At 68.4% G+C, this 25,123-nt stretch carries 21 protein-coding genes, 2 tRNA genes and 1 other RNA gene; 12 read left to right on the forward strand and 12 right to left on the reverse strand.

Going from position 1 to position 25,123, the window contains the following annotated elements:
• Positions 1 to 36 precede the first annotated feature (36 nt).
• Together ABXS86_RS00935 and ABXS86_RS00940 are read right to left on the reverse strand one after the other, a co-directional pair.
• A complete protein-coding gene (locus tag ABXS86_RS00935; RefSeq protein WP_353665337.1) occupies positions 37 to 1,380 on the reverse strand; it encodes a hypothetical protein in 1,344 nt (447 codons plus the stop codon).
• Between the two features lie 256 nt (positions 1,381 to 1,636).
• Positions 1,637 to 1,942, reverse strand: coding sequence for a hypothetical protein (locus ABXS86_RS00940; RefSeq protein WP_353665338.1), 306 nt, complete (start codon positions 1,940 to 1,942; stop codon positions 1,637 to 1,639).
• Between the two features lie 381 nt (positions 1,943 to 2,323).
• On the opposite strand from ABXS86_RS00940, the gene ABXS86_RS00945 reads away from it, so the two are divergent.
• Positions 2,324 to 3,241 carry a cation diffusion facilitator family transporter gene (locus ABXS86_RS00945; RefSeq protein ID WP_353665339.1) on the forward strand — a complete coding sequence of 306 codons (918 nt, stop codon included), beginning with the start codon at positions 2,324 to 2,326 and terminating at the stop codon, positions 3,239 to 3,241.
• 82 nt (positions 3,242 to 3,323) lie between these two features.
• Here the strand turns inward: ABXS86_RS00945 and ABXS86_RS00950 are convergent, their stop codons facing one another.
• Positions 3,324 to 5,519 carry a hypothetical protein gene (locus tag ABXS86_RS00950; RefSeq protein ID WP_353665340.1) on the reverse strand — a complete coding sequence of 732 codons (2,196 nt, stop codon included), beginning with the start codon at positions 5,517 to 5,519 and terminating at the stop codon, positions 3,324 to 3,326.
• 241 nt (positions 5,520 to 5,760) lie between these two features.
• Between ABXS86_RS00950 and ABXS86_RS00955 the strand changes: the two genes are divergently transcribed.
• Entirely contained in the window at positions 5,761 to 6,462 is a 702-nt protein-coding gene (locus tag ABXS86_RS00955; protein ID WP_353665341.1) for a GNAT family N-acetyltransferase, read from the forward strand.
• A 442-nt stretch (positions 6,463 to 6,904) separates the two neighbouring features.
• Here ABXS86_RS00955 and ABXS86_RS00960 read toward each other — a convergent pair whose 3' ends face one another.
• Positions 6,905 to 9,343 (reverse strand): ATP-dependent DNA ligase, encoded by a 2,439-nt coding sequence (locus ABXS86_RS00960; RefSeq protein ID WP_353665342.1) that lies wholly within the window; start codon positions 9,341 to 9,343, stop codon positions 6,905 to 6,907.
• 592 nt (positions 9,344 to 9,935) lie between these two features.
• Between ABXS86_RS00960 and ABXS86_RS00965 the strand changes: the two genes are divergently transcribed.
• A complete protein-coding gene (locus tag ABXS86_RS00965; protein ID WP_353665343.1) occupies positions 9,936 to 10,793 on the forward strand; it encodes a Ku protein in 858 nt (285 codons plus the stop codon).
• Here ABXS86_RS00965 and ABXS86_RS00970 read toward each other — a convergent pair.
• Complete coding sequence (locus ABXS86_RS00970; RefSeq protein WP_144834768.1) at positions 10,790 to 11,539, reverse strand: DedA family protein; 750 nt, start codon at positions 11,537 to 11,539, stop codon at positions 10,790 to 10,792. The two genes, ABXS86_RS00965 and ABXS86_RS00970, sit on opposite strands and share 4 nt — an antisense overlap.
• A gap of 45 nt (positions 11,540 to 11,584) precedes the next feature.
• Positions 11,585 to 11,666 (reverse strand) — tRNA-Leu (locus tag ABXS86_RS00975).
• Between the two features lie 127 nt (positions 11,667 to 11,793).
• On the opposite strand from ABXS86_RS00975, the gene ABXS86_RS00980 reads away from it, so the two are divergent.
• Positions 11,794 to 12,813, forward strand: a complete 1,020-nt coding sequence (locus tag ABXS86_RS00980) for an NADPH:quinone reductase (protein ID WP_353666214.1) — start codon at positions 11,794 to 11,796, stop codon at positions 12,811 to 12,813.
• A gap of 61 nt (positions 12,814 to 12,874) precedes the next feature.
• Here the strand turns inward: ABXS86_RS00980 and ABXS86_RS00985 are convergent, their stop codons facing one another.
• Positions 12,875 to 14,680, reverse strand: coding sequence for a M20/M25/M40 family metallo-hydrolase (locus tag ABXS86_RS00985; RefSeq protein WP_353665344.1), 1,806 nt, complete (start codon positions 14,678 to 14,680; stop codon positions 12,875 to 12,877).
• 262 nt (positions 14,681 to 14,942) lie between these two features.
• Entirely contained in the window at positions 14,943 to 16,181 is a 1,239-nt protein-coding gene (locus ABXS86_RS00990) for an MFS transporter (protein WP_353666215.1), read from the reverse strand.
• A 71-nt stretch (positions 16,182 to 16,252) separates the two neighbouring features.
• Here ABXS86_RS00990 and prfB point away from each other — a divergent pair, with 71 nt between their 5' ends.
• From prfB to smpB, 4 genes are all read left to right on the forward strand, one after another.
• Positions 16,253 to 17,365 (forward strand): peptide chain release factor 2, encoded by a 1,113-nt coding sequence (prfB, locus tag ABXS86_RS00995; protein ID WP_144834772.1) that lies wholly within the window; start codon positions 16,253 to 16,255, stop codon positions 17,363 to 17,365.
• Between the two features lie 128 nt (positions 17,366 to 17,493).
• Positions 17,494 to 18,570: a cell division ATP-binding protein FtsE gene (ftsE, locus tag ABXS86_RS01000; protein ID WP_353665345.1), complete on the forward strand. Its 1,077-nt coding sequence runs from the start codon at positions 17,494 to 17,496 to the stop codon at positions 18,568 to 18,570.
• Positions 18,567 to 19,484 (forward strand): permease-like cell division protein FtsX, encoded by a 918-nt coding sequence (ftsX, locus tag ABXS86_RS01005; protein ID WP_154096439.1) that lies wholly within the window; start codon positions 18,567 to 18,569, stop codon positions 19,482 to 19,484. The genes ftsE and ftsX overlap by 4 nt, the downstream gene beginning before the upstream one ends.
• Before the next feature lie 76 nt (positions 19,485 to 19,560).
• Positions 19,561 to 20,037, forward strand: a complete 477-nt coding sequence (gene smpB / locus ABXS86_RS01010; protein WP_144834778.1) for an SsrA-binding protein SmpB — start codon at positions 19,561 to 19,563, stop codon at positions 20,035 to 20,037.
• A gap of 21 nt (positions 20,038 to 20,058) precedes the next feature.
• Here the strand turns inward: smpB and ABXS86_RS01015 are convergent, their stop codons facing one another.
• Positions 20,059 to 20,715, reverse strand: a complete 657-nt coding sequence (locus tag ABXS86_RS01015; RefSeq protein ID WP_353665346.1) for an SIMPL domain-containing protein — start codon at positions 20,713 to 20,715, stop codon at positions 20,059 to 20,061.
• A gap of 1,046 nt (positions 20,716 to 21,761) precedes the next feature.
• Here ABXS86_RS01015 and ssrA point away from each other — a divergent pair.
• Positions 21,762 to 22,131, forward strand: a transfer-messenger RNA (tmRNA) gene (ssrA, locus tag ABXS86_RS01020).
• A gap of 76 nt (positions 22,132 to 22,207) precedes the next feature.
• Here the strand turns inward: ssrA and ABXS86_RS01025 are convergent.
• Positions 22,208 to 22,747, reverse strand: a complete 540-nt coding sequence (locus tag ABXS86_RS01025) for a YaeQ family protein (RefSeq protein ID WP_307211878.1) — start codon at positions 22,745 to 22,747, stop codon at positions 22,208 to 22,210.
• Between the two features lie 63 nt (positions 22,748 to 22,810).
• Here ABXS86_RS01025 and ABXS86_RS01030 point away from each other — a divergent pair, with 63 nt between their 5' ends.
• A complete protein-coding gene (locus ABXS86_RS01030; RefSeq protein ID WP_353665347.1) occupies positions 22,811 to 23,077 on the forward strand; it encodes a hypothetical protein in 267 nt (88 codons plus the stop codon).
• Positions 23,078 to 23,141: 64 nt separating this feature from the next.
• Here ABXS86_RS01030 and ABXS86_RS01035 read toward each other — a convergent pair whose 3' ends face one another.
• The gene (locus ABXS86_RS01035; RefSeq protein ID WP_353665348.1) at positions 23,142 to 23,732 is read right to left on the reverse strand and encodes a hypothetical protein; all 591 of its coding nucleotides are present in this window, start codon (positions 23,730 to 23,732) and stop codon (positions 23,142 to 23,144) included.
• Positions 23,729 to 24,571 (reverse strand): inositol monophosphatase family protein, encoded by an 843-nt coding sequence (locus ABXS86_RS01040; protein ID WP_409988229.1) that lies wholly within the window; start codon positions 24,569 to 24,571, stop codon positions 23,729 to 23,731. Before ABXS86_RS01040 ends, ABXS86_RS01035 begins: the two co-directional genes overlap by 4 nt.
• A gap of 103 nt (positions 24,572 to 24,674) precedes the next feature.
• Here ABXS86_RS01040 and ABXS86_RS01045 point away from each other — a divergent pair.
• Together ABXS86_RS01045 and ABXS86_RS01050 are read left to right on the forward strand one after the other, a co-directional pair.
• A tRNA-Lys gene (locus ABXS86_RS01045) sits at positions 24,675 to 24,750 on the forward strand.
• Positions 24,751 to 24,895: 145 nt separating this feature from the next.
• Positions 24,896 to 25,087, forward strand: coding sequence for a hypothetical protein (locus tag ABXS86_RS01050; RefSeq protein WP_307211685.1), 192 nt, complete (start codon positions 24,896 to 24,898; stop codon positions 25,085 to 25,087).
• Positions 25,088 to 25,123: the final 36 nt, after the last annotated feature.

Here is a 25,123-nt window from a genome sequence, read left to right on the forward strand (position 1 = left end):
GTGGGCGGCGTGTCTCACAGCGCCGCCCACCTTTCGTCAGCAGCTCGTCTTCTTGATCGCCAGGGGCATGTACCAGTGCCCGCCCGTGTTGTCGATGTAGACCTCCCCGAATGACTCGACGTTTGTCGCAAGGACAGAGCCGTTGCCCTGGTTGCCGTCGATGAAGCGCCCATCCGGAGCGAGGAACAGTGTCGATGTCGCGGGTGTCGATCCCGAGGGCACCCCTGTCGTCGCGTTCTCAACACTGTTCAAGAGGTAGGTGCACGTCCCATCCTTCTTGCTGAGGGGCAGAGACCACCGGCCTGCACCCTGGTCCACGTAAATGCGGCCGAACTTGTCGACATCTGTCGCTAGGACAGTTCCATTGCTTCCGTAAGCATCGATGACGCGCCCGTCAGGCGACAGGAACAATGCTGCCACCATCGGGGTCGAACCGCTCGGAACCCCGTAAGTGCCTCGCTCCTGACTGGTATCGAGGTAAGAGCATGACCCGTCCGACTTCCTCAGTGGCATGATCCATTGAGGCTTGCTCTGGTCGTGATACATCCCGCCGAAGGCGACGACATCAAGCGCAAGGGGCTGTCCGCCAGCTCTCCCATCGAGAACGCGGCCATCCGGGGCGAGGAACAGGATGGAGGACATGGGCGTCGAGTTTGCGGGAACCCCCGTCGTGCTGCGTTCCCAGCTCTTCTCCACGTAGCTGTTGCTCCCATCGGTCTTGAGAAGCGGCAGGGTCCAGTCGCCACCGGTCTCATCGACATAGACCTCGCCGACTGCAGCAACGTTGTACGCGATGACTGTTCCGTTCGCGCTTTTCCCGTCGATGAGGCGGCCGTCGGGAGCAAGGAAGAGCGCAGCTGTCTCCGGCGACGAGTTGATGGGAACGCCGGCGGTGCTCCTCTGATTGCTGGTATCGAGGTAGATCGCCGTGGTGGACTGCGAGCCTGAGAGAGTAGAAGAGGTGGATGCTGCCCCTGAGGCCGTCGCGCTGGCCGTTCCGTTGCCACCGTTCGCGGGGACGTTGATGGCGGGCAAAGTCAGGAGACCATTTGAGCCTGTCGTGCCGGTTGTGGAGGTTCCACCGGTCGCGAAGGTGTATCCACCCGCCAGAGAGACGGTGACGGCGGCGCCGGCCTTCGGAGTCGCGCCTTGCATGGCGCTGACCTGTGCACCGCTTATTGTCGAGCACCCCTTGCCGCTGTAGGAAGCCTTGTCGAAGGCGAGGGTGAGGCCTGAGGCGGCGAACGCGGGGGTGCCGGCGGTGAGCGCGATGGCAGGCACGGCGAACGCGGAGCCGGCGAGAATCGTGCGACGCGAGAGGGGGCCGCGCGTGGCGTCGGCCAATGTGGAGAGGTCGAGATCAGGAGACTGGTCGTTCACGGGAGATCCTTTCGATCAACGTGCCGTTGGGACCACGGGCGGGTCACAGGTCGGGAATGGCAGCAGGACTTCTCCGCACTCTGACCGGCCCACCGCCCGAACACAGCGAAAGCACCACCTTCACCGGAGGGTGAAGGTGGTGCTTTCCTGGTCAGAGGGAGAATCGCGACAGAAGGCATGCGGGGGTGACTCTCGGAAGATCACCCCTGAAGTCACCTACGGCGGCGACAAAAATGCGCGCCCCGGTACGAAGCTGCTACTGCAGCCAGCAGCTCCAGTGCGACGGATCGGCGTCGCCCGTCACCGCGTGCATGGCCTCAGCGAGGCGGAGGGCGCCGGAGAGATCGATGCGAATGTGGAGGTCGCGGAGCTCCTCGGTCGCGACCTCGACCCACTCGCCAGAAGCAGACTTCGTGCGCACCGTCGTGAGTGTCACGGGGCGAGCGGCCCCGCCGAGATCGAGCACGGCGCCGATTTCCACGGGGTCGCTGTAGTGCGCTCCCGTCCACCACGGGTCTCGATGGATCGTGCACCAGGCAGGGCAGTTCGGCGAGGTTGTCATGCCCGCGAGGGTAGTCAATATGCGGGGACTGGCTCGCGAGTTCTCCACAGGTGCACACACTGGGGGCCCGAAATGACCAGCGTGGGGGGCTGTGTCGTCACACGGCGGAGGGACAAGAGGCGTGACCCCGGATTGAGGCAGGTCCATTGGCATGCAGGTATCCAAATGCGGCTGTGGGAATGCGAGATGTGGGTTATGGACTACTTCGCGGTGATGACGCCGCTTCGCGTGGAACTCGAGATTTCTCGCCTGCCCTTCGCGCACTCCAACTCACTCGCAGATCACCCGAGCTCTCGCCCATGAGCGAGAGCGACATCCGTTCTCATTCCCGACTTGCCCGAATCGACGTACTAGGGCAGACCCCGCACCTAGCCTGGAGCTATGCACGATCACGCGCCGAGCGGCGGCATCCGGGATGCCAGTAACAGGCGTCTGCTCGCTACAGCCCTCGGCCTGACGACCGTGGTGATGGTCGTGCAGATCGTCGGCGCGATCGTGTCGGGGTCTCTCGCCCTGCTGGCCGACGCGGCGCACATGTTCACCGATGCGGCAGCGCTCGTCGTCGCGCTCATCGCGACCGCGATCGCCGCGAGGCCCGCTGACGACCGCCGCACGTTCGGCTACCAGCGCGCAGAGGTGCTCGGTGCTCTCGCGAACGGGATCATCCTGATCCTGCTGTGCGCGTGGGTCGGCATCGAGGCGGTGCAGCGTCTGCTCTCGCCGGCCGAAGCCGAGGTGCAGGGCGGACTGATGCTCGTCGTCGCGATCGCGGGGCTCGTCGCGAACGCGGTGTCGATGTTCCTGCTGTCGCGGGCGCAGAAGCGCAGCATCAACGTGCGCGGCGCCTACCTCGAGGTGCTGGGCGACCTGATCGGTTCGGCCGCGGTGATCGTCGCGGCGATCGTGATCGTGACGACGGGATTCACGCAGGCGGATGCCATCGCCTCGCTGTTCATCGCGGTGCTCATCGTGCCGCGCGCGATCGGGCTGCTGCGCGAGGTCGTCGTCGTGCTGACCGAGTCGGCGCCGGTGGGGGTACACGTCGCGGAGATCCGCGAGCACCTGCGCGAGGCCGACGGCGTGGTCGACGTGCACGACGTGCACGTGTGGCAGCTCACGCGCGGAGCGCCCGTCTTCAGCGCGCACGTCATCGTCGAGGACGCGGCTCTCACCGACGGTCGTGCGGCCGCGATCCTCGCGTCGCTGCAGACATGCCTCGCGGATCACTTCGACGTCGAACACTCGACGTTCCAGCTCGAGCCGGCCGGGCATGTGGAGCACGACTCGCGGCATCTGTGACGTGCGCGCCCAGGTTCCAGCTGGCAACGAGGAGGGCGCGGACTGCCTACTGCAGCCCGCGCCCCGCTTGAACCCACCCGCCTCAGCAGCTTGTCTTCTTGATCGCCAACGGCAGGAACGTGTGTCCGTCGGTGTTCAGGTAGATCTGACCGTACGAGTGCACGTTGTCGGCCTCGACGCTGCCCGTGTTGCCCTGGATCAGTTGACCGTTGGGAGCGAGGAACGACGATCCCGCGACGGGGACGGACCCTGACGGGATTCCCTGACATGCTGTCTCGGAGCCGTTGTCGAGGTACGTGAAGCTACCGTCCTGCTTCTTCAACGGGAGATACGAGTGGTCGTTGCGCCAGCGGAAGATGCGGCCCACCGAGTCCACGTTGGACGCGAGCACGGCGCCCGTGGTGCCATCGATCAGCCGACCATCGGTCGCGAGGAACCACGTGTAGGCAATCGGTTGCGAGCCTGCTGGCACACCCAACGCGGGGTTCTCCGTGCCGTCCTGACGGTAGGTGAACGTACCGTCCAGCTTCTTCAGGGGGAGATAAGTCTTGCCGTCGGTTCCGAGATAGATCTCACCGCACGACGCGACGTTCGTCGCTTCGACGATGCCGGTGTTCCCCTGAATCAGTCGCCCATCGGTCGAAAGGAACGAGGACCCGGCGACGGGAACGGAATCCGATGGCACCCCTGTGCACGCGGTTTCAGATCCGTTCTCGAGAAAGGTGAAGGTGCCGTCCGTCTTGCGCAGTGGGAGGTAGGAATGGTTGTTCGTCCAACGGAAGATGAGGCCCCACGTGTCAACGCTTGAGGCCAAGACTGATCCGCTCACCCCGTCGATGAGTCGGCCGTCAGGCGCCACGAACCACGAGAAGGTGACGGGTGCAGAGTTGACCGGGGTTCCCGAGGCGTTCGTCTGCGTGTTGTCGTCGCGATACGCCGGGGTTGTTTCGGCGATGCCGAGCGGCATCTGCCAGTGGCCGTTCCAGTCGTAGTAAAGAACCTGTCCTGTCGTGCTGACCGCGGTTGCATAGACCGTGTTGCTGTTCGCACTGTCGATGAGCCGACCGTCGGGTGCAAGGAACGCGCCACCTACGAGGGGGGTGGCCCCGGAGGGTAAGCCGGTGACAGCGGATTCGGTGCCATCCTTGATGACGGTGAAGCTGCCGTCGGACTTCTTCAGAGGCCAGCGCCAGTGAGACCCGTCCCACAGCATGCGGCCGAAGCTTTCGACGTTCGTCGTGAGGACGGATCCGTCGTCGCCGGCGACGAGTCTGCCGTCGGGTGCGAGGAAGTAGGCGTCCGCCGCGGGAGTCGAGCCGGAAGGGACGCCGGTGGTCGCGTACTCTGCCTGCTTCATGAAGATCCGGAAGCTGCCGTCAGTCTTTTTGATGGGCAGCCGCGCGTCGTTGTGGGCGTTCTGCGGCTGGTTGCCCCAGGTCGACATCTGTCCCCACGACGCGACGCTCGTGGCCTGCGCGACGCCGTTGCCACCGTAGACGATGCTGCCGTCGGAGGTGAGGAAGTACTCCGCGACGATCGGGGTGGAGCCTGAGGGGACGCTGGGGTACGTGCGCTCCTGCCAAGACGGGTACGAGGCGCGACCGCTGACAAGGGAGCCGGTCGATCCATCGGTTTTCAGAAGGGGGACTACCCAGTTGTCATCGTCGCGGTACATCTGGCCGAAAGTAGCGACACCCGAGGAAATGACGGCGTTGCTGTTTGCGGCATCCAGGACGCGGCCATCGGGTGCGAGGTAGCAACCGGCGAACGCCGGGATTGAGCCCGTAGGTATACCCGTCGCATCCGTCGCGGTGCCGTTCTGTAGGTACTTCGCAACGGTCGCGTCCGTGCCGCGCAGAGTCGTCGACGAGCCGGAGGCGCCCGAGGCTGTTGCCGAGGCCGTTGCGGTGCCGCCGGTCGCGGGAACGGTGATGCCGGGCAGGGTGAGCGAGCCGTCCGATCCGGTGACGCCGGTGGAGGACGTTCCTCCATTGGAGAAGACGAAGCCGCCGGACAATGAGGTCGTAATGGAGACACCTGCCTGGCCGGTGCCGTTGTCCGACGCCGTCACCTGGACTCCGTTGATCGTCGAACAGCCCGGACCGGTGTAGGACGACCTCGCGAACGAGAGGGTGGTGCCGGATGCCGCGAATGCAGGGGACGCAGTCGTGAGAGCGATGGCGGGGACCGACCAGGCGGCGCCGGCCAGGACCGTTCGCCGCGCGATGGGGGTCTGAGTGACCGGTGCGAGCGGTTCGGGAGTGGATGAGATCGTCACGGAAGTGTTGTCCCTTCGGGGCAGGTATACGTGTGGTCCACTGTGGCGTGGCCGCGGGGAACCATATGGCACGTATTCGTGCAGCCAGCGGGTGAATTCGCCGCAGACCGCGTCGTTCTGGGGCGGTCGCGACATGCAGGCGGGTGAAGTCGAGAGGCAGATCACCCCGGCGCTCACCTGCACCTCGCGGCCCCGATCTCCGCTAGCCTGCGGGCAGGTACCCACACCCCCGGAGGTCCCCATGTTCTCGTCGACCGTCATGGACCATTGGCTCCCCGCCGTCGCCGGCGATCTCACCGAGGGGGAGGGGATCGTCGTCGTCGACCCGGAGCTCCCCGAGAACCGATCGGTCTCGGTCCTGGAAGTCGAAGACGGACCGACCGTCGTGTATCTCTCGCCGGACCGCGCCGCGCACCTCGGCCACGCGCACGGCGAACGCATCGCGGCAGAAGAAGCGACGGAGCGGATCACGGCGGCCGGCATCGCCCTGAACGACCCCGACCACCTGTTCTACCTGCCGGTCGAAGAGCAGGCGTCGGTTCTCGCCGAAACGGCGGACGCACACACGCGCAGGCTTACCGAAGCCGACGCTGACGCGTTTGCTGCTCTCGCGGCCGCAGCGCCCGCGAACGATCTCGACGAGGCGTTCGTCGAACTCGACCACTGGCTCGTGTTCGGTACCTTCGTCGAGGGGCGACTGGCCGCAGCGGCGAGCATGTTCCCCTGGCGGGGTACGCGTCTCGCCGACCTGGGCGTGATCACGCTTCCCGAGTTCCGCGGCCGCGGTCTCGCCCGGGCGACGGTGCTCGCCATGGCGGCCGAGGCGCTCGCGCAGGGCTACGAGCCGCAGTACCGGTGCCAACTCGACAATGCACCGTCGGTCGCTCTGGCCCTGGCATCCGGATTCCGCCGCTTCGGGGAGTGGACCGTGATCGACGGCTGAGGGGCTGGTCTGGGGTGGCGGTGGCTTCGACAGGCTCAGCCACCTTGAGAGGTCCCTGAGCTTGTCGAAGGGACCGGGTCCCACTGAGTGGCGGTGGCTTCGACAGGCTCAGCCACCTGGGTCGGGCGTCCGCGGGGTTGCGGTGGCTTCGACGGGCTCAGCCACCTGGGTCGGGCGTCAGCGGGGTTGCGGTGGCTTCGACAGGCTCAGCCACCTTGAAAGGTCCCTGAGCTTGTCGAAGGGACCGGGTCCCACTGAGTGGCGGTGGCTTCGACAGGCTCAGCCACCTGGGTTGGGCGGGCGCGGGGTCCGGTGGCTTCGACAGGCTCAGCCACCTGGGTTGGGCGGGCGCGGGGGCCGGTGGCTTCGACACGCTCAGCCACCTGGGTTGGGTGGGCGCTAGGGCCGGTGGCTTCGACAGGCTCAGCCACCTTGCGAGACGTCAGGCCTCGCGCGTCACGTCAGAGGGGGACTTGTCGGGGCGGAGGCCGCGCCAGCGGGCCTGGCGCAGGATCCCACCGGGCGTGAACTCCGCGAACTCGACCTCGCCGACCAGCTCGGGTCGCACCCACAGGGCGTCGCGGGCATCGGCATCCGGAACACCCTCGAACGGATCCGCGTCGGAACGCAGGGGCTCGAGCAGCGCGGAGAGCTTCGCGAGCGTCTGCTCGCCGAAGCCCGAACCCACCCGGCCGGCGTACTGCAGTCCGTCGGCCGTGGGCACGCCGACGAGCAGGGAGCCGATCGTGCCCGAGCGGTTGCCCTTGCCGGGGCGGATGCCGCCGATCACCACCTCTTGCGTACGCGAATGCTTCACCTTGAGCCACTGCTCCGAGCGCACCCCGCGCCGGTACGCCGAACCGGGATCCTTCACGACCACGCCCTCGAGTCCGAAGCGTCCGCTGGTGGCGACGGCGGCATCGACGTCGTCGAACACGGGCGGTACGACGACGGGCGCCGTCGCGTGGGCGGCCAGGGCCTCGAGCAGCTCGCGGCGCTCGGTGAGGGGGAGGGATGCCACGTCTCGACCGTTCACCGACAGCACGTCGAACAGGTAGAGGTGCACGGGCGTGCGCGCGGCCTCGTGCTCGATCTCGCGCGGCTTAGCGAGGTTCATGCGCTTCTGCAGCAGGGGGAAGCTCGGTCGACCCTGCGCGTCGAGAGCGACGATCTCGCCGTCGAGCACCGCGGGCCCGTCGCCGAGACCCAGGTCGACCGACGTCAGCTCGGGGTACGCCGCCGTCAGGTCGTTGCCGTTGCGCGAACGCAGGCGCAGGCGGTGTCCGTCCCAAATGCAGAGACCCCGGATGCCATCCCACTTCATCTCCACCCAGGCGGTGCCCCACCGCTCGGCGGCGGCGCGGGCGATGCCCGGGGTCGCGGAGGTGGCGAGCATCGGCTGGAGGTCGGCGACGGTGGGGGCGTCGGCTTTCGACGGGGCATTGGTGTGGACGGGTTCAGGCGCGGGGGGCTCGTGGTCGAGCGCCACGACCGGGGATCCGTCGCTCTGTGGCTTGCCCTCGGCATCCGTCTTCATCCGGTGCAGCAGCCACTGCGACTTCTCGCCCTGGCCTTCTGTACGGATGAGCGCGAGGCGCACGCGCCCGAGGGGACCGTCGGCACGGCCCTCGAGGGTCGCGATCACCTCGTCGTCGCGCCACTTCTCGAGCTCGTAGGTGCCGGTGTCCCAGACGGTCATGATGCCCGCGCCGTACTCGCCGCGGGGGATCTCGCCGGCGAAGTCGAGGTACTGCAGCGGGTGGTCTTCGGTCATGACGGCGAGGCTGTTCTTCGCGGTCGTCGGTGGGACGCCCTTCGGCACGGCCCAGCTGACGAGCACGCCGTCGCGTTCGAGGCGGACATCCCAGTGCAGGCGGCTGGCGTGGTGCTCCTGGATGACGAAGCGGGGGAGCCCCTCGGGGTCGGGCTCGCCGTGAGGGGCCTCGGGCACCGGCTCGGGGGTCTTCCCGGCCGTTCGCTTCGAGATGTACGCGCGCAGGGGACCTTGCGCTTCGTCGACCGGAGCGAGCGGATCGTCGGGGCGCTCGAGCACCTCGCTGAACAGCAGGTGCCGCAGGTCGGGGTCGTCGAGCTCGTCCCACGTACGCGGGGCGGCGACGTACGGACGCGGGCGCCCGCGCAGAGAATACGGCGCGATCGTGGTCTTCGAGCCGTTGTTCTGACTCCAGTCGATGAACACTTTGCCGGGGCGCGCGGCCTTGGCCATCTGGCTCACGACCAGGTCGGGGTGGTCGGCCTCGATCGCGCGGGCGAGTTCTTTGGCGACAGCGCTCGCCGCATCGCTCGACTGACGGCCGTCGAGACGCGCGTACAGGTGGATGCCCTTGCTGCCGCTGGTCACGGGGAACGGCGCGAGACCGATGTCCTGCAGGATCGCGCGAGCCCACCGCGCGACCTCGGCGCACTCGGCGAGGCCGACGCCCGGGCCGGGATCCAGGTCGAGCACCAGCCGGTCGGGATTCTGCCGCTCGCCGTCGGACGAGAAACGCCACTGCGGCACGTGCAACTCGAGGCTCGCGACCTGGGCGAGGTAGACGAGCGTCGGCAGATCGTCGACCAGCGGGTAGTCCTTCGCGCCGCTCGAATGATCGATCGGGAAGCGCCGCACCCACACGGGGGCACCGGGCTCGAGGGCCTTGGCGAAGAACGGTTCGCCGGGGTCGGCATCCGTCCCGACCCCATCGGGCCAGCGCTTGCGCGTCAACGGCCGGTCAGCGACGTGGGGGAGTAGGAGCGGCGCGATGCGCGAGTAGTAATCGATCACCTCGCCCTTGGTGGTGCCCGTCTCGGGGTAGAGCACCTTGTCGAGGTTCGACAGGCGCAGGCGGCGACCACCGATGCGCACCGTCTGCTCCGTCATCGCCCCAGCGTAGAGCGGTTGCGAGGTCCCTGAGCTTGTCGAAGGGACCGGGGGACTGCGGGTTGCGGTGGCTTCGACAGGCTCAGCCACCTCGGTGGGGAGGTCCCTGAGCTTGTCGGAGGGACCGGGGGACTGCGGGCTGCGGTGGCTTCGACAGGCTCAGCCACCTCGGTGGGGAGGTCCCTGAGCTTGTCGAAGGGACCGGGCGTTCGCGGGTTGCGGTGGCTTCGACAGGCTCAGCCACCTCGGTGGGGAGGTCCCTGAGCTTGTCGAAGGGACCGGGGGACTGCGGGTTGCGGTGGCTTCGACAGGCTCAGCCACCTGGGTGGGGAGGTCCCTGAGCTTGTCGAAGGGACCGGGGGACTGCGGGTTGCGGTGGCTTCGACAGGCTCAGCCACCTCGGTGGGGAGGTCCCTGAGCTTGTCGAAGAGACCTGAGGTCTGCGGGTTGCGGTGGCTTCGACAGGCTCAGCCACCTGGGGCGGTGGCTTCGACAGGCTCAGCCACCTGGGGCGGTGGCTTCGACAGACTCAGCCACCTGGCGGGGCGCAAGGGGCTCGGCATCCGGAAGCATTTCGGTGTTCACTGGGGGCATGCGATCGATCTGGAAAGGCGCCCTGACGTTCGGCCTCGTCAACGTGCCCGTCAAGGTGTACTCCGCGACGGAAGACCACGACGTGTCTCTGCACCAGGTGCACAACAAAGACGGCGGGCGCATCCGGTACCAGCGCATCTGCGAGATCGACGGCGAGGTCGTTCCCTACCAGGACATCGACAAGGCCTACGACGACGGCGAGCAGACGGTCGTGCTCACCAAAGACGATCTCTCGTCGCTGCCGAGCGAACGCAGCCGCGAGATCGAGGTCGTCGAGTTCGTGCCCAGCCACCAGGTCGACCTGCTGACCCTCGACAAGGCGTACTACCTCGAGCCCGACTCCTCGTCGCCCAAGGCCTACGTGCTGCTGCGCAAGACGCTCGAGCAGACCGACCGCACCGCGATCGTGCGTTTCTCACTGCGGCAGAAGACACGGCTCGCGGCCCTGCGCGTGCGCGGCGACGTGCTCGTGCTGCAGACGCTGCTGTGGGCCGACGAGGTCCGTGAAGCGGCGTTCCCCGCGCTCGATGAGAGCGTGCGGATCTCGGCGAAGGAGCTCGAGATGTCGGCCTCGCTCGTCGACAGCTTCTCGAAGGACTTCGACGCCGAGGAGTTCACCGACGAATACCAGGCCGAGCTACGCACCCTCATCGACGCGAAGCTCGAGCAGGGCGACGCCCTCGACACCGACGCCACCTTCGGCAAGCAAGAAGAAGAGGACGGCGGCGAGGTCATCGACCTCATGGAGGCTCTGCGCGCGAGCGTCGAGCGCAGTCGGGCCGCGCGCGGCGAGAAGACCGAGGACGCGCCGAAGAAGAAGGCCCCCGCGAAGAAGAAGACGTCGAAGGCGTCTTAGCGCGCGGGCTGGTCTCCGTCTTCGAGCGTCTTCGGGTCGAGCGTCAGCGACTCGGCCTCGGCGTGCGAGACGGCACCCTCGCGCTTGGCTGCAGCGCGCTCGCGGAAGTAGTGGATCGCGATGAAGATCGCGGTGCCGGCGACCGCGGCGAGCAGGATCACGTCGATGTACTCGGTGACGATGTCGCGGATGAACGGGATGTACCCGACCGCGTAACCGAGCATCGTGAGGCCGATGCCCCAGAGGATCGCGCCGATGAGGTTGTAGAGCGAGTACTTCTTCCACGGCATGTGGCCGACGCCCGCGGCGATGGGGGCGAACGTGCGGACGACCGGCACGAAGCGCGCGAGGATCACGGTGAGACCGCCGAAGCGCTCGAAGAACGCATTCGTGCGCTCGACGTTCTTCTTGCTGAAGATGCCCGACTCTTTGCGCTCGAAGATGGAGGGCCCGGCCTTGTGGCCGATGAAGTAGCCGACCTCACCGCCGATGAACGCCGCGACACCGATCGCGAGGGCGACCCACCACGCGTTGAGGCCGAAGACGCCGTTGGGAGCGGCGGGCGTGGAGTGCGACAGCAGCCCCGCCATGATCAGCAGCGTGTCGCCGGGAAGCAGGAAGCCGATTAGCAGACCCGTCTCGGCGAAGATGATGAAGCACACCACGAGCAGGGCCCAGGGCTGCGAGTTGGTGATGATGGCCGCAGGGTCGAGCCACGGGAGCAGCGCGCTGGTGGTGTGGATCACATCGGTCCCGTCGGGTCGAGAAGGCAGTGCGGAAAGGGCGAAACGTGCGGAAGGGGGGACTTGAACCCCCACGCCCGAAGGCACAGGAACCTAAATCCTGCGTGTCTACCGATTTCACCACTCCCGCGAGTGTGCTCATTCTAAGCAGGCGGGGCGCTCTCACGATGTGAAGGAGCCGTCAAGCCCACGGCCGTTCACCCGGCGCGACACGCCGCGGGGGAATGCTGGACGCCATGGCATCCGTTCACTCCTCCATGAAGGCGATCACGTACTCCCAGCCCGGTGACTCCTCCGTCCTCTCGCTGGCCGAGAAGCCCCTGCCCGAACCCGGACCCGGCGAGGTGCGCGTGCGCGTCGTCGTCTCGGGTGTGAACCCGACCGACTGGAAGGCGCGCGCGACGACCGGCCGCCCCCTGCCGTTCGACGAGGTGACGCCCAACCAGGACGGTTCGGGAGTGGTGGATGCCGTCGGCGACGGCGTGACCGATCTGTCGGTGGGGCAGCGGGTGTGGATCTACCTCGCGGCGCACCAGCGTCCGTTCGGCACGGCGGCCGAGTACACGATCCTGCCCGCCGCGCGCGCCGTGCCGTTGGCCGACGACGCCTCGTTCGAGCTCGGCGCGAGCCTCGGCGTGCCCGCGATGACGGCGCACCGCGCGCTCACCGTGCACGAGGACGGACCCTCGCGCCTGGCCCCCGGCGCCCTCGCCGGACGCACGGTGCTCGTGCAGGGCGGTGCGGGAGCGGTGGGTCACGCCGCCATCCAGCTCGCGGTCTGGGCCGGCGCGACGGTCATCGCCACGGTCAGCAGCGACGAGAAGGAAGCCCTGGCGCGCTCGGCCGGCGCCCACCACGTACTGCAGTACCCGAGCGAGTCGCTGGCCGACGGCATCCGCGAACTCGCCCCGAACGGCGTCGAGCACATCGTCGAGGTGGCGATCGCCGACAACGCCGCCCTCGACGTCGAGGTGATCGCCAACCACGGCACCGTCGGCTACTACGCCGACAACGGCGGAGACGACTTCACCGCCCCCGTGCGCGTGAGCTTCGCGAAGAACGTGCGCTGGCAGGGCCTGCTGCTCTACACGGTGGGGGAGCGCGCTCTTCTCGCCGCCGCCGAAGACGTCGCGGCGGCTGTCGCCGACGGTGCGCTGCCGGTGGGCGAGGACGCGGGCCTGCCACTGAGCTTCTTCGACCTGAGCGACACCGCCGCGGCGCACGACGCCGTCGAGCAGGGAGCGACAGGCAAGGTGCTCATCCGCGTCAGCGAGTAAGCCGAAACGACGACAGCGCCGGGGTCCGTGAAGACCCCGGCGCTGCGTCGTTGCTACGGCGTCACTCGTGTGCGCGTCGACGCACGATCGCGGTGCCGGCGGCGACGATCACGCCGATCGCCAGCATGCCGAGGCCGATCGCGGGGAGCGGGGATCCTTCGACATCGGATCCCGTGGCGGCCAGATCACCGCGGTCGGGTCCGTTCGCGCCGGGACCGGTCGTGACCGAGGGCGACGGGCTCGGAACCGCGGCCGGCTCCTCGGACGGAACCGGCGACGGCTCGCTCGTCGGCTCGGTGGTGGGCTCGGGCGAGGGCTCGCCGGGCGTGGGCTCGGGCGAGGGCTCCACCGGCGGCTCTTCGACGGCGGCCCACGCGAGGGCGGCTGCGGCGTGACCGATCGCGGGGGCGAAGATGTCGATCGCGTCGGTGTTCACGTTCGCCAGGGTGTCGTTGACCGTGTGGTAGTTGCGGTCCATGAAGACGCCCGCGGTGCCGCCGAACTGCTGCACCTGCTCCGCGGTCTTGGTGTCGTCGGCGCCCGAGAACAGGCCACCGGCGGGCACGCCGTTGTCGATGAACGCCTGGTAGTCGCTGCGACCCGAGTACTCGGTGTCGATCCACGGCTGCTCGATCGCGTCGAAGTAGTCGGTGTACACCTGCTCGATCGCGGCGGACCCCTCGGGGATCGTGACGCCCTCGGCGGGGTAGGTCGACCGGTTCGCGTCGTACACGCCGACCGTGAAGTTCTCGGAGCCGATCATGTCGTAGTTGAGGTACGCCGAGATGCGCTCCCACTCGGCCGGGTCGTTCTCGACCAGGTCGGCGACGTAGGCGGTCGAACCCAGCAGACCGACTTCTTCGGCGCTCCACAGCGCGAGGCGGATGCGCTTGTCATTGGGGACGTCGGATGCCGCGATCTTCTCCGCCAGCGCCAGCACGGCGGCCGAGCCCGAGGCGTTGTCGTTCACGCCCGGTCCCTCGGCCACACCGTCGAGGTGCGCGCCGATGACGACGGTGTCGTCGGGGTCGCCCGCGATGGAGTCGGCGATGACGTTGAAGGTCTGCGTGGTGAGGAACTGCTTCTCGATCACCGCGGTGCCCTCAACGGGGGCGTCGGCCGGAGCCGCCTCGATCAGCGCGGCGAGGGTGTCGCCGCTCGACTGCGGAAGGGTGGCGGCGGGGGAGTCGTCGGGGTTGCGCGCACCCGAGGTGACGTTGGTCAGCTGGTCGTCGGGAGAGGCTTCCTCCTCGGGCGGCCGCTCGTTGTTGTAGATGAAGACGGCCCCGGCGTCAGCGGCGGTGGCGTTGTCGATCTTCTGCTCGAACGAGCAGACACCGCGCTGCACGAGCACGATCGCCCCGGCCGCGATGTCGGCGAAGTCGGTCGGCTCGCACCCGAGGCGGCCGCCGTCTGCGGAGAGGGGAAGGGCGAGGGCGCCCGTGTAGGGGGCGTCGATGCCCTCGCTGTTGTCGAAGTGCGAGCCCTCGTAGGTGGTGCCGTCGACGGTGAGCGAGGCTTCACCGAACTCGGGGGTGTCGACCTCGAACACCTGCCGCGAGACCGTGAAGGCGCCGGTGTCTTCGAGCACCTTCTCGGCGTACTGCGCGGCGGCCTCGTAGCCGGGACCGTTCCAGACGCGGTAGCCGTCGTCGGCGAACGACTCGCTGATGCGCGCCAGCTCGGTCAGGTGGGTCATGACGTCGGCGCCGGTGAGGCCGAGGTCTTCCGGGGAATCGCCCGGCGCGGCGGCAGCGAACGCGGCCGGCGCCGACAGCAGGGCGCCGCCGACGAGGGCACCCGCGGCGAGCACCGCGGAGGCGCGACGGGCGCGGGAGGGAGGGGAATGCAGGGTGTATCGGGGCACGTCGAAGGCACCTCTCTGCGGGCGTCGACGCCCGCATCATCCAGGGGGAATGACACGCTGCTTCAGAGGGAAGCGAACGTTCGATGATTCTCATAGGGAATCGACAGATCCGGCAAGAGTCGCCGGAATGTTTACGGCGACGTAACACGAGCGGGACTCCGCGGAGGGTCGTCGCGGCGCGCGTGAGGGGTCACTTCGTGTCGCCTGGACGGGTCCGGAAGCGACCAAAAGTGACCCCTCACGCGATGAGAGGAAAGGCGGGTCAGCGGCTGCGGGGGACGTACCGAGGGACCCAGCGGATGAAACCCGCCGCGCCCAGTACGGCGATGACACCCATCGCGCCCACGCCCACCGACAGCGAGACCGCGGCCGTCAGGGCCGACACGATCAGCGGGGCGATGGCGCCGCCGGCATCCGTCAACGTGCGCCACGATCCGAGGAACGCGGCGGGTTCGGTGGGCGGCGCGATGTCGGCGCCGAGGGTGAGCAGAATGCCGCTCGACAGGCCGTTGCCGACCCCCAGTACCGCCGCGAACATGGCGTACCACATGGCCGCCGAGCCCAGCTCGTGCGTGAAGGACAGCGCGAGGAAGCCCGCACCCATCAGCACCATCGCGGGCAGGGCCGCCCACAGGCGTCCGAAGCGGTCCATCACCTGGCCGCTCGCGTAGAACAGGGCGAAGTCGATCGCGCCCGAGACGCCGACGACCACGGCGATCGTGCCGGCGTCGAGCCCGAGCGACACGCCCCACAGGGGCAGCACCACCTGGCGGGCCGAGCGCACGGCCGACAGCGACGCCGCCGCGAGGCCCAATCGCGCGAGCACGCCGCGGAAACGCCACATCGTGCGGAACACCCCCTCGCGTTCGACGGTCGGGATCGCGCCGGTGACGGGTTCGCCGGTGTCTTCGGCATCGCGGGAATCGCCGGCGCCGCGGCGCGTGGGGGAGCCCGCGCCCACCGGCACGGCCTTCTCGGGATCGGGTCCGAAGAACACCAGCAGGATCGTGGCGACCTGGCACACGGCGAAGAAGACGATGGATGCCGTCTCGTCGCCGAAGATCGCCAGCAGGCCCGCCGAGATGAACGGGCCGACGAACATGCCGAGGCGGAACGTGCCGCCCAGCAGCGACAGCGCGCGGGCTCGGAAGGTCAGCGGCACGCGCGTGGTCATGAACGAGTGACGCGCGAGCGCGAACGACGCCGCGCAGAAGCCGATGAGGAACACCGCCGCGGTGAAGAACGCCAGCGACTGCGCGAACACGATGCCGGTCAGGCCGGCCAGCACGACGATGCCGGCCACGCCCATCGTGATGCGCTCGCCGAAGCGGGCGACCGCCCACCCGGCGGGGATGTTGCCGCAGAGCTGGCCGACGACCAAGGCCGCGGCCACGAGGGCGGCGAGTGCGACGTCGGCGCCGAGGCGGTTCGCGATCACCGGGATGAGCGGGATCACCGCGCCCTCGCCGAGGGCGAACAACAGGGTGGGGCCGTAGATCATCGGTGCGAAGCGCACCAGCACGTTCCGGGGAGAGTCGGCTGTCACTGTCTCCACGATAGGCTTGATGTCAAATGCTCGAACTCGATTTGACCGCCGACATCCAGGCGCTGCGCTCGACCTTCGCCGATATCCAGGCCGTGGTCGACGTCGACGCACTCAAAGCCGACATCGATCGCCTCAGCGAAGAGGCCGGTGCCCCCGACCTCTGGGACGACGTCGACAAGGCCCAGAAAGTCACCAGCAGCCTGAGCCACAAGCAGGCCGAGCTCAAGCGCGTCTCGGAGATCGAGCAGCGCCTCGACGACCTCGAGGTGCTCGTCGAACTCGCCATCGAGATGGAAGACGACGAGTCGGCCGACGAAGCGCGCCGCGAGCTCGCTTCGCTGAAAGACGTGATCGGCCAGCTCGAGGTGCAGACCCTCCTCGACGGCGAGTACGACCCGCGCTCCGCGGTCGTCACGATCCGCTCCGGCGCGGGCGGCGACGACGCCACCGACTTCGCCGAGATGCTGCTGCGCATGTACCTGCGCTGGGCCGAGCGTCACAAGTACCCCGTCAAGGTCATGGACACCTCCTACGCCGAAGGCGCCGGCATCAAGTCGGCCACCTTCGAGGTCGACGTGCCCTACGCCTACGGCACGCTGTCGGTCGAGGCCGGCACGCACCGCCTCGCGCGCATCAGCCCCTTCGGCGGCGCCGACAAGCGCCAGACGAGCTTCGCGGCCGTCGAGGTCATCCCCGTCATGGAAGAAGCCGTCGAGGTCGAGGTGCCCGAGGGCGACATCCGCGTCGACGTCTTCCGTTCGTCGGGCCCCGGTGGCCAGTCGGTCAACACGACCGACTCCGCCGTGCGCATCACTCACCTTCCGACCGGTCTCGTCGTCTCGATGCAGAACGAGAAGTCGCAGATCCAGAACCGCGCGGCCGCCATGCGCGTGCTGCAGACCCGCCTTCTGCTGCTCAAGCGCGAAGAAGAAGCGGCCAAGAAGAAGGAGCTCGCGGGCACGATCACCGCGAGCTGGGGCGACCAGATGCGCTCGTACTTCCTGTACGGACAGCAACTGGTGAAAGACCTCCGCACCGGGTACGAAGTCGGCAACCCGGCTGTCGTGTTCGACGGTGACCTCGACGGGCTGATTGCGGCCGGCATCCGCTGGCGCAAGCGCAAGGACGACGACGACTGAGCGGTCTTTCCGCGCGAGCCTGAGCCCTGCGGATGCCGATGACCTCGGCATCCATAGGGCTCTCTCGGTTTCACGACACGGCGCGTCCTGACGGCCTGCTCGAAGCCCGCGCTTAGGCTCATCGAGCCATGATCCGGTTCGAGAACGTCACCAAGCGGTATCGCGGCACCGCGAAGCCCGCCCTCAACGCCGTCGACTTCGAGGTGCAGCGCGGGGAATTCGTCTTCCTCGTCGGAGCCTCGGGCTCGGGAAAGTCGTCGTGCCTGCAGCTCATCCTGCGCGCCGAGACCCCTAGCGAGGGGCGCGTCGTCGTGCTCGGTCGCGACCTGCGCCGCCTGTCGAACCGCAAGGTGCCGTATTTCCGGCGCCACATCGGTTCGGTCTTCCAGGACTTCCGTCTGCTGCCGAACAAGACCGTGCACCATAACGTCGCCTTCACGCTGCAGGTGACCGGCGCCTCGCGCGGGTTCATCCAGCAGGCCGTGCCCGAGGTGCTGGCGCTCGTCGGTCTCGACGGCAAAGAGAAGCGTCTGCCGCACGAGCTCTCCGGCGGTGAGCAGCAGCGCGTGGCGATCGCCCGTGCGCTCGTCAACCGTCCGCAGGTGCTGCTGGCCGACGAGCCGACCGGAAACCTCGACCCCGGCACCTCGATCGACATCATGCGCCTGCTCGCGCGCATCAACGCCGGCGGCACGACCGTTGTCATGGCCACGCACGAGGCCGGCTTCGTCGACCAGATGCAGCGCCGCGTGATCGAGCTGCGCGGCGGCGAGATGGTGCGCGACGAGCGTCACGGCGGCTACGGCGACACGTCGAGCCTTCCGCGCCTCGCCCCCGAGGTCGAGCGCGGAGCTGCGGCCGTCGCCGCCCTCACCGCGGTGCTCGAAGTTCAGCGAGAGGTGACGGGGCTCACGGGCCCGGTCGAGCCGCTTCGCGTTCCGGATGCCGAGCGGCCCGCCGCAGGGCAGGCTCCGGCCGCCGCTGCGCCGACGTCGGCGGCACGCGAGAACGCCGAGCCGCGCGAAGAGGCCGCGCCCGCGGCATCCGCCCCCGCCGTCACGCAGCAGAACGCCGAGCGCGAGCCGGGCACCAACACACGTTCCATTCCGGTCACCCGCCCCGACGTCGACGCCCTCGGTCTCGCCGACCGGCTCGGACTCGGAGGATCGAAAGACCGCCACGACGAAGTAGGACCCACGTCATGAGGTTCGGTCTTATCCTCTCCGAGGCCTTCACGGGCCTGCGGCGCAACGCGTCGATGGTCATCTCGGTCATCCTCGTGACCTTCGTGTCGCTGACCTTCGTCGGCGCCGCGATGCTCATGCAGATGCAGATCGGCAAGATGCAGTCGTACTGGGCCGACCGCGCCCAGGTGGCGGTGTTCATGTGCGCCTCGGTGTCGGACGTGCCGACCTGCACCACCGGGCAGGCGGCCACACAAGACCAGATCGACGCCGTCAAGGCGACGCTCGACGGTGAGGCGCTCGCGCCCCTCATCCGCGACTACACCTTCTCGACCAGCGAGGAGGTGTTCGACAGCGCCAAGAGCCAGCTGCCCGACAGCATCCTCGGCGTCGTGTCGGCCGACTCGTTCAACGCGACGTTCAACATCAATCTCGTCGACTCGAGTCAGTCCGACGTGATCTCCGAGGCGTTCAGCGGCCAAGCGGGCGTCGAGGAGGTGACCGATCAGATGCAGTACCTCGAGCCCCTGTTCCAGGCGTTGACGGTCGCGACCTACGTCGCCGTCGGCATCGCCGGTCTCATGCTCATCGCGGCGGTGCTGCTGATCGCGACCACCATCCGCCTGTCGGCGTTCGCGCGACGGCGGGAGCTCGGCATCATGCGCCTGGTCGGTGCCTCGAACCGCTTCATCCAGACGCCGTTCATCGTCGAGGGCGTGCTCGCCGCGCTCATCGGCTCGGCGCTCGCGAGCGTCGCGGTGTGGGCGATCGTCGGCGTCGGGGTCAACCAGTACCTGCGGGACCGCATCAGCTTCATCACCTCATGGGTCACCCTGGGCGATGTCGCGTTCGTGATCCCCGCGATCGTGGTGATCGGCGTTCTGCTCGCGGCGCTCAGCGCGAGCTTCGCGATCCGCCGCTGGCTGCGCGCCTAGCACGCAGCCGTCTCGGCGTCTGCCGTGCGATAGACTGTAGGGCTCTGTGTGCCCTTGATCATGAGGAGGTGGCACCATGCCTCGTGAGCAAGGTGAAAAGCTCATCGCGTCGAACAAGAAGGCGCGTCACGACTACGCCATCGAGAAGACGTACGAAGCCGGTCTCGTGCTGACCGGCACCGAAGTGAAGTCGCTGCGCCAGGGGCGTGCGAACCTCACCGACGGGTACGCCTACATCGACGGCGGTCAGGCGTTCCTCGACGCCGTGCACATCCCCGAGTACTCGCAGGGTCACTGGACCAACCACTCGGCCAAGCGCACGCGCAAGCTCCTCCTGCACAAGGAAGAGATCGTGAAGCTCTCGCACGCCGTCTCGGCCGGCGGATACACGCTGGTGCCGCTGCGGCTGTACTTCCTCGACGGCAAGGCCAAGGTCGAGATCGCGGTCGCCAAGGGCAAGCGCGAGTTCGAGAAGCGTCAGACGATCCGCGAGCGCGAAGACAAGCGCGAGGCCGAGCGCGCGATGCGCACGAAGAACCGCCTGGGCGACTGAGCTCGAACGCGGCTCTCGCCGTCACTCCGCGCGGAAGCGTCCCTCGACGACCGAGGTCACGACGATCTCGGACGGCTGCAGGCTGAACGAGGGTCCGCCGGCGTGGTCGGCCGACATCATGCGCGCCGCCAGCGGGTGCTGTGCCTCGGGCCGGGTCGCGAGCAATCCGGCATCCGCCACCTCCACCGGAGACACGGATGCCAAGCCCAGGGCATCCGCATACGCACTGGCGCGCTCGACGGCGACGCCGACCGCGGCCGCGGCCACCTCGCGTTCGACGCGGGCGCGCGTGGTGGGGGAGAGGCGCCACTCGACAGCGGTGACCTGCACGTCGTCGGACTCGGCGACATCGCCGAGCCACCACGACAGGGCGCCCGCGTCGATGAAGGTCGCGGAGAGCTCCACGCTGGCGTGATGCACGAGGGGGAGCTGCGCGCCGTCGTGGTTCCACGGGCGGTCGGACCACACCGACACGCGCGCGCTCGACCACTCCGACACCTCGCCCGAACGCAGGTGCGCGACCAGTCCGTCTTGCACGACGGCGGCGCGTTCCTGCGCCCGCTCGACGACCTGCCCGCGGGCGGGGCCGTCGGTGGTGACGGTGACGCGGACGGCGGCCTCCTCGGCGCGCACGCGCGCCTCGCTCTCGCCTCGGACGGTGATGACGACGGCAGTCATGGCGCGAGCATACGGGACCGACCCAGGTCTCTGAGCTTGTCGAGGGGCCGGTAGCCGCGGCGTGCCGGTGGCTTCGACAGGCTCAGCCACCTTTCCGAGGTACCCGCGGCGTGCCGGTGGCTTCGACAGGCTCAGCCACCTTCCGGAGGTACCCGCGATGTCGCGGTGGCTTCGACAGGCTCAGCCACCTTCCGGAGGTACCCGCGGCGTCCCGGTGGCTTCGACAGGCTCAGCCACCTCGCCCCCCAGGTCCCTGAGCTCGTCGAAGGGACCGGTACCCGCGATGTCCCGGTGGCTTCGACAGGCTCAGCCACCTCGCCCCCCAGGTCCCTGAGCTTGTCGAAGGGACCGGTACCCGCGGCGTCGCGGTGGCTTCGACAGGCTCAGCCATCTTCCCGAGGTACCCGCGGTGTGCCGGTGGCTTCGACAGGCTCAGCCACCTCGCCCCCCAGGTCCCTGAGCTTGTCGAAGGGACCGGTACCGACGATGTTCCGGTGGCTTCGACAGGCTCAGCCACCTTCCGGAGGTACCCGCGGTGTTCCGGTGGCTTAGACAGGCTCAGCCACCTTCTTGAGGCACCCGCGGCGTCGCGGTGGCTTCGACAGGCTCAGCCACCTTCCGGAGGTACCCGCGGTGTGCCGGTGGCTTCGACGGGCTCAGCCACCTCGCCCCCCAGGTCCCTGAGCTTGTCGAAGGGACCGGTACCCGCGATGTCCCGGTGGCTTCGACAGGCTCAGCCACCTCGCCCCCAGGTCCCTGAGCTTGTCGAAGGGACCGGTACCCGCGGTGTGCCGGTGGCTTCGACAGGCTCAGCCACCTTCCGGAGGTACCCGCGGCGTGCCGGTGGCTTCGACAGGCTCAGCCACCTTCCGGAGGTACCCGCGGTGTCCCGGTGGCTTCGACAGGCTCAGCCACCTTTCCGCTTCCCGTGCGACGGCGGGAATCACCGGGCCACGCGATCCGTTATAGACTGGGACGCTCGGGTGCTTCGGCCCCGAGGTGGTAACTCAACAGCGTGACGATGGTCGCTCCTTCACGGAGTTCCCGGGGCTGATCGGTTTCGACAGCGCCTGCGAACCCGCGAGAAGCGGGCCGAGGATGTGGGGTTATCTCGTAAACGCTCCCTGCAAAACAATAAGTGCCAATGCTAAGCGCACTGACTTCGCCCTCGCTGCGTAAGCGAGCCCGATAGTCCGTCAGGCCGTGTGCGACCCCGCCACGGAATCTGGCGTCATTTAGGGGTCTTGCTGTGTGACGGCGTCTGGACGTCACGCGGGACTTTTCCCAGGCTGGGCTTGTCGACTTAGGTGTCTGTGACAAAGGTCGGAGCCGAGTAGAACGTCTGCACAGACTGCGCCCGGAGAAAACGCGGAGACCCAGCGTTGGACGGGGGTTCGATTCCCCCCAGCTCCACGAACCATCGTCACGTGAGAAAGCCCCCATCTTCGCCCGTTTCGGCGAGGGTGGGGGCTTTCTTGGTTTCTGTGCAGGCTCAGCCGGCGGTGCGCGTGAAGACGTCGGTCTCGCCCGAGACGCCGTTGAGCTCGAGGTAGATGCGGCCCTCGGTGCGGGTGAGGGTGGCGGTGTTGCGGCGCTCGATGGCATCCGCGAGCTTCTCGACGAACCCGGGCTCGAAGCTGTGCAGCAGCACCTCGTCGGCGCGGTGGATGCGCTTGCCGGCCCACGGGGCGGCGACCTTCTCGGGGTCTCGGTGCGTGTAGATCGCGACGCGCTCGGCCTTCATGCTGCCGGTGTGCAGGCGCGCGGCATCCGGAGCCCCGACCTCGACCCACGCCACCAGGGCGCCGGTCAGGTCGCGCACCATCACGGCGGGCTCGTCGGTCGCGGCGACGCCCTCGCTGAAGCCGATGCCCTCTTCGTACTCGAGGCAGTACGCGAGCACGCGCGTCAGCATGTACGGAGCGGTCTCAGACGGATGACGAGCCACGCGCAGCTGCAGTTCGTCGTAGACACCGCGGTCGACGTCGGAGAGTTGCACCGTGAAGGTGTGAATGGTCGAGCCGATAGCCACGATCCTCGAGCCTACGCGAGCGGATCGTGGCGCGACGCCGGGCGGTGCGTCTAGCGTCGAGGGATGCCTGATCCTCGCGCGCGGCGCATCGACGTCGGTCCGTTCCACCTGCTGCCGACGCCGGATGCCGAGACGTGGACGGCGACGGCACGGGGCGCCTCCGACGCGGAGCCGGTCGAGATCACGGCGCAGTGGACCGCCTGGGTCGCCTTCGCGCAGCGCGTATTGCAGGCCGACGCGCTCTGGCGCGACGTCGAGGCGCGCGGCGACGCGTGGGACGAGGGATTCTCTGCAGCGCGCGACGCCGGGGCGACGAACCCGTACCGGTGAGTCCCGAGCCTCGCATGAGGTGAGGTCTCGGCATCCGGGATCTTCTTCTCCGGATGCCGGTGGCTCAGGACGCGCGCGGGCTGTCGACCAGCAGGAGGCTTTGGCGGGTGTCGGCGAACTTCACGAAGCCGTCGCCGAAGAGGTAGGTGAGGCCGTAGCCGTCGACGCCGCGTCCGTTCAGCCAGTCGGGGTTCTCGGTGACGTACGTGCCGTCGGAGTCCTTCTCGACCTTCCAGCCGGCCGCGGTGAGGTCGCTCACGGCCTGGGCGGCGGTCGAGTCGTCGATGGGTGCCCAGCCGAAGATCTGCACGCGGTCGGACGCGATGCTCTGGTCGCCCCACTTGCACTGGATGCCGCCGTCGAGCGGCGTCGCGCCGACGCGGAGTTGATCCTCCTGCGATGTCCACCCGACGCTTGTGAAGTTGTCGACCAGAGTCTTGGGAATGATGTTCTCGCAGGTCGGTGCGATCGAGGGTTCGTCTTCGGGCTCCGGCGAGTCGGTAGGCGCGCTGCCGTCGACCGCCGGTCCGCTCGCGGTGGCGGCGACGCTGGGCGCGGTCTCGGGGGCGCCGGATGCCGAGCACCCCGCCAGAGCGAGGGCGGTGGCGACGGCCAGGGCGGTGATCGCCGCGGCGTGCGGTGCGCGGCGGGTCATCGGGCGTCGTCCTCGTGCAGCAGGTCGAGGAAGGCGTCGTGCAGCACGCCGTTGGTCGCCAGCGACGACTCGGCGTCGAGACGGTCGGACCCGTCGAACGCGCTGAAGGTCCCGCCGGCCTCGCGCACGATCGGGGCGATCGCGGCGATGTCGTACTCCTTGACGCCGAACTCCGCGACGAGCTCGAGACGCCCCTCGGCGAGCCACATGTAGGGGAGGGCGTCGCCGTACCCGCGATCGCGCCACACCGCGCGAGCGAGCTTCTCGAGGGTGGGGAGGAGGTCGACGTCGTCCCACTGCTCGATGCTCTGGAAGCTGATGCTCGAGGCCGAGACGTCGTCGATCGCCGAGACGTGGATGCGGCGGGTCTCACCGGTCGTCGTGGTGGTCCAAGCGCCCTGACCGGTGGCTGCCCACCAGCGTCGGCCGAGGGCCGGCTGGCTGACGACGCCGACCTGCGGCACGCCGTCGACCGTGAGGGCGATGAGGGTCGCCCAGACGGGGATTCCGCGCATGTAGTTGTGCGTGCCGTCGATCGGGTCGATCACCCAGCGGCGCGCGGTGTCGCCCGAGGTGCCGTACTCCTCACCGAGCACGGAGTCGGCGGGGCGCTCGGTCTCGAGGATCTGGCGGATCGCACGCTCGGTCGCGAGGTCGGCCTCGGTCACGTGCGTGCGGTCGGGCTTGGTGTCGATGCGCAGGTCGGACGCGTCGAAGCGCTGCATCGCCACCGCGTCGGCGGCGTCGGCGATGCGGAGGGCCAGGGCGAGGTCGTCGGCGAAGGCACCGGTGGGGGTGCTGTCGGGGGAGGACGCGGCGGGCTGATCAGAGCGGGACACGGCCCCAGGATAACCGGCGATGCTGAGCCGATTTGGTGTGCTCGCGTCACGCCTGGTAACGTCATTCCTCGGCGCGGGGAGCGAAACTCCGGCCGAAAGATACGCACCTCTAGCTCAATCGGCAGAGCAACTGACTCTTAATCAGTGGGTTCTGGGTTCAAGTCCCAGGGGGTGCACCAGCTAGATCCCCGGTTTCTCCGAGCACTTCGGAGGGCCGGGGATCTTCTCGTTTCACGGCGTGGGTGGGGACGACAGCGCAACCCCTCCCACCTCGCCCTGTGCGCTGGTAGCTTCGGCGACCGGGGGGCAGAGAAGAGGCACGTTGTGCACGAATCCGAGCCCATCAGCTGGAGCAGCATCTCAGGACTGACGGACCGCGAGCGAGAGCTCGGCAGGTTCATGTTCGGCGACGTCGATCTGCGCGGAATCGCGTTGGTCGGTGTCACGGTCAACGGGCAGCAACTCCCCGACATCGTTCATGGCCAGGTCCAGCGGTCGGAGCGGCGCGCCAGTTAGCACGTCGAACGACCCCGGCGTCCCATACCCAGGGGC

The organism is Microbacterium sp. che218, assembly GCF_040436305.1.
Classification (GTDB): Bacteria; Actinomycetota; Actinomycetes; order Actinomycetales; family Microbacteriaceae; genus Microbacterium; species Microbacterium algihabitans.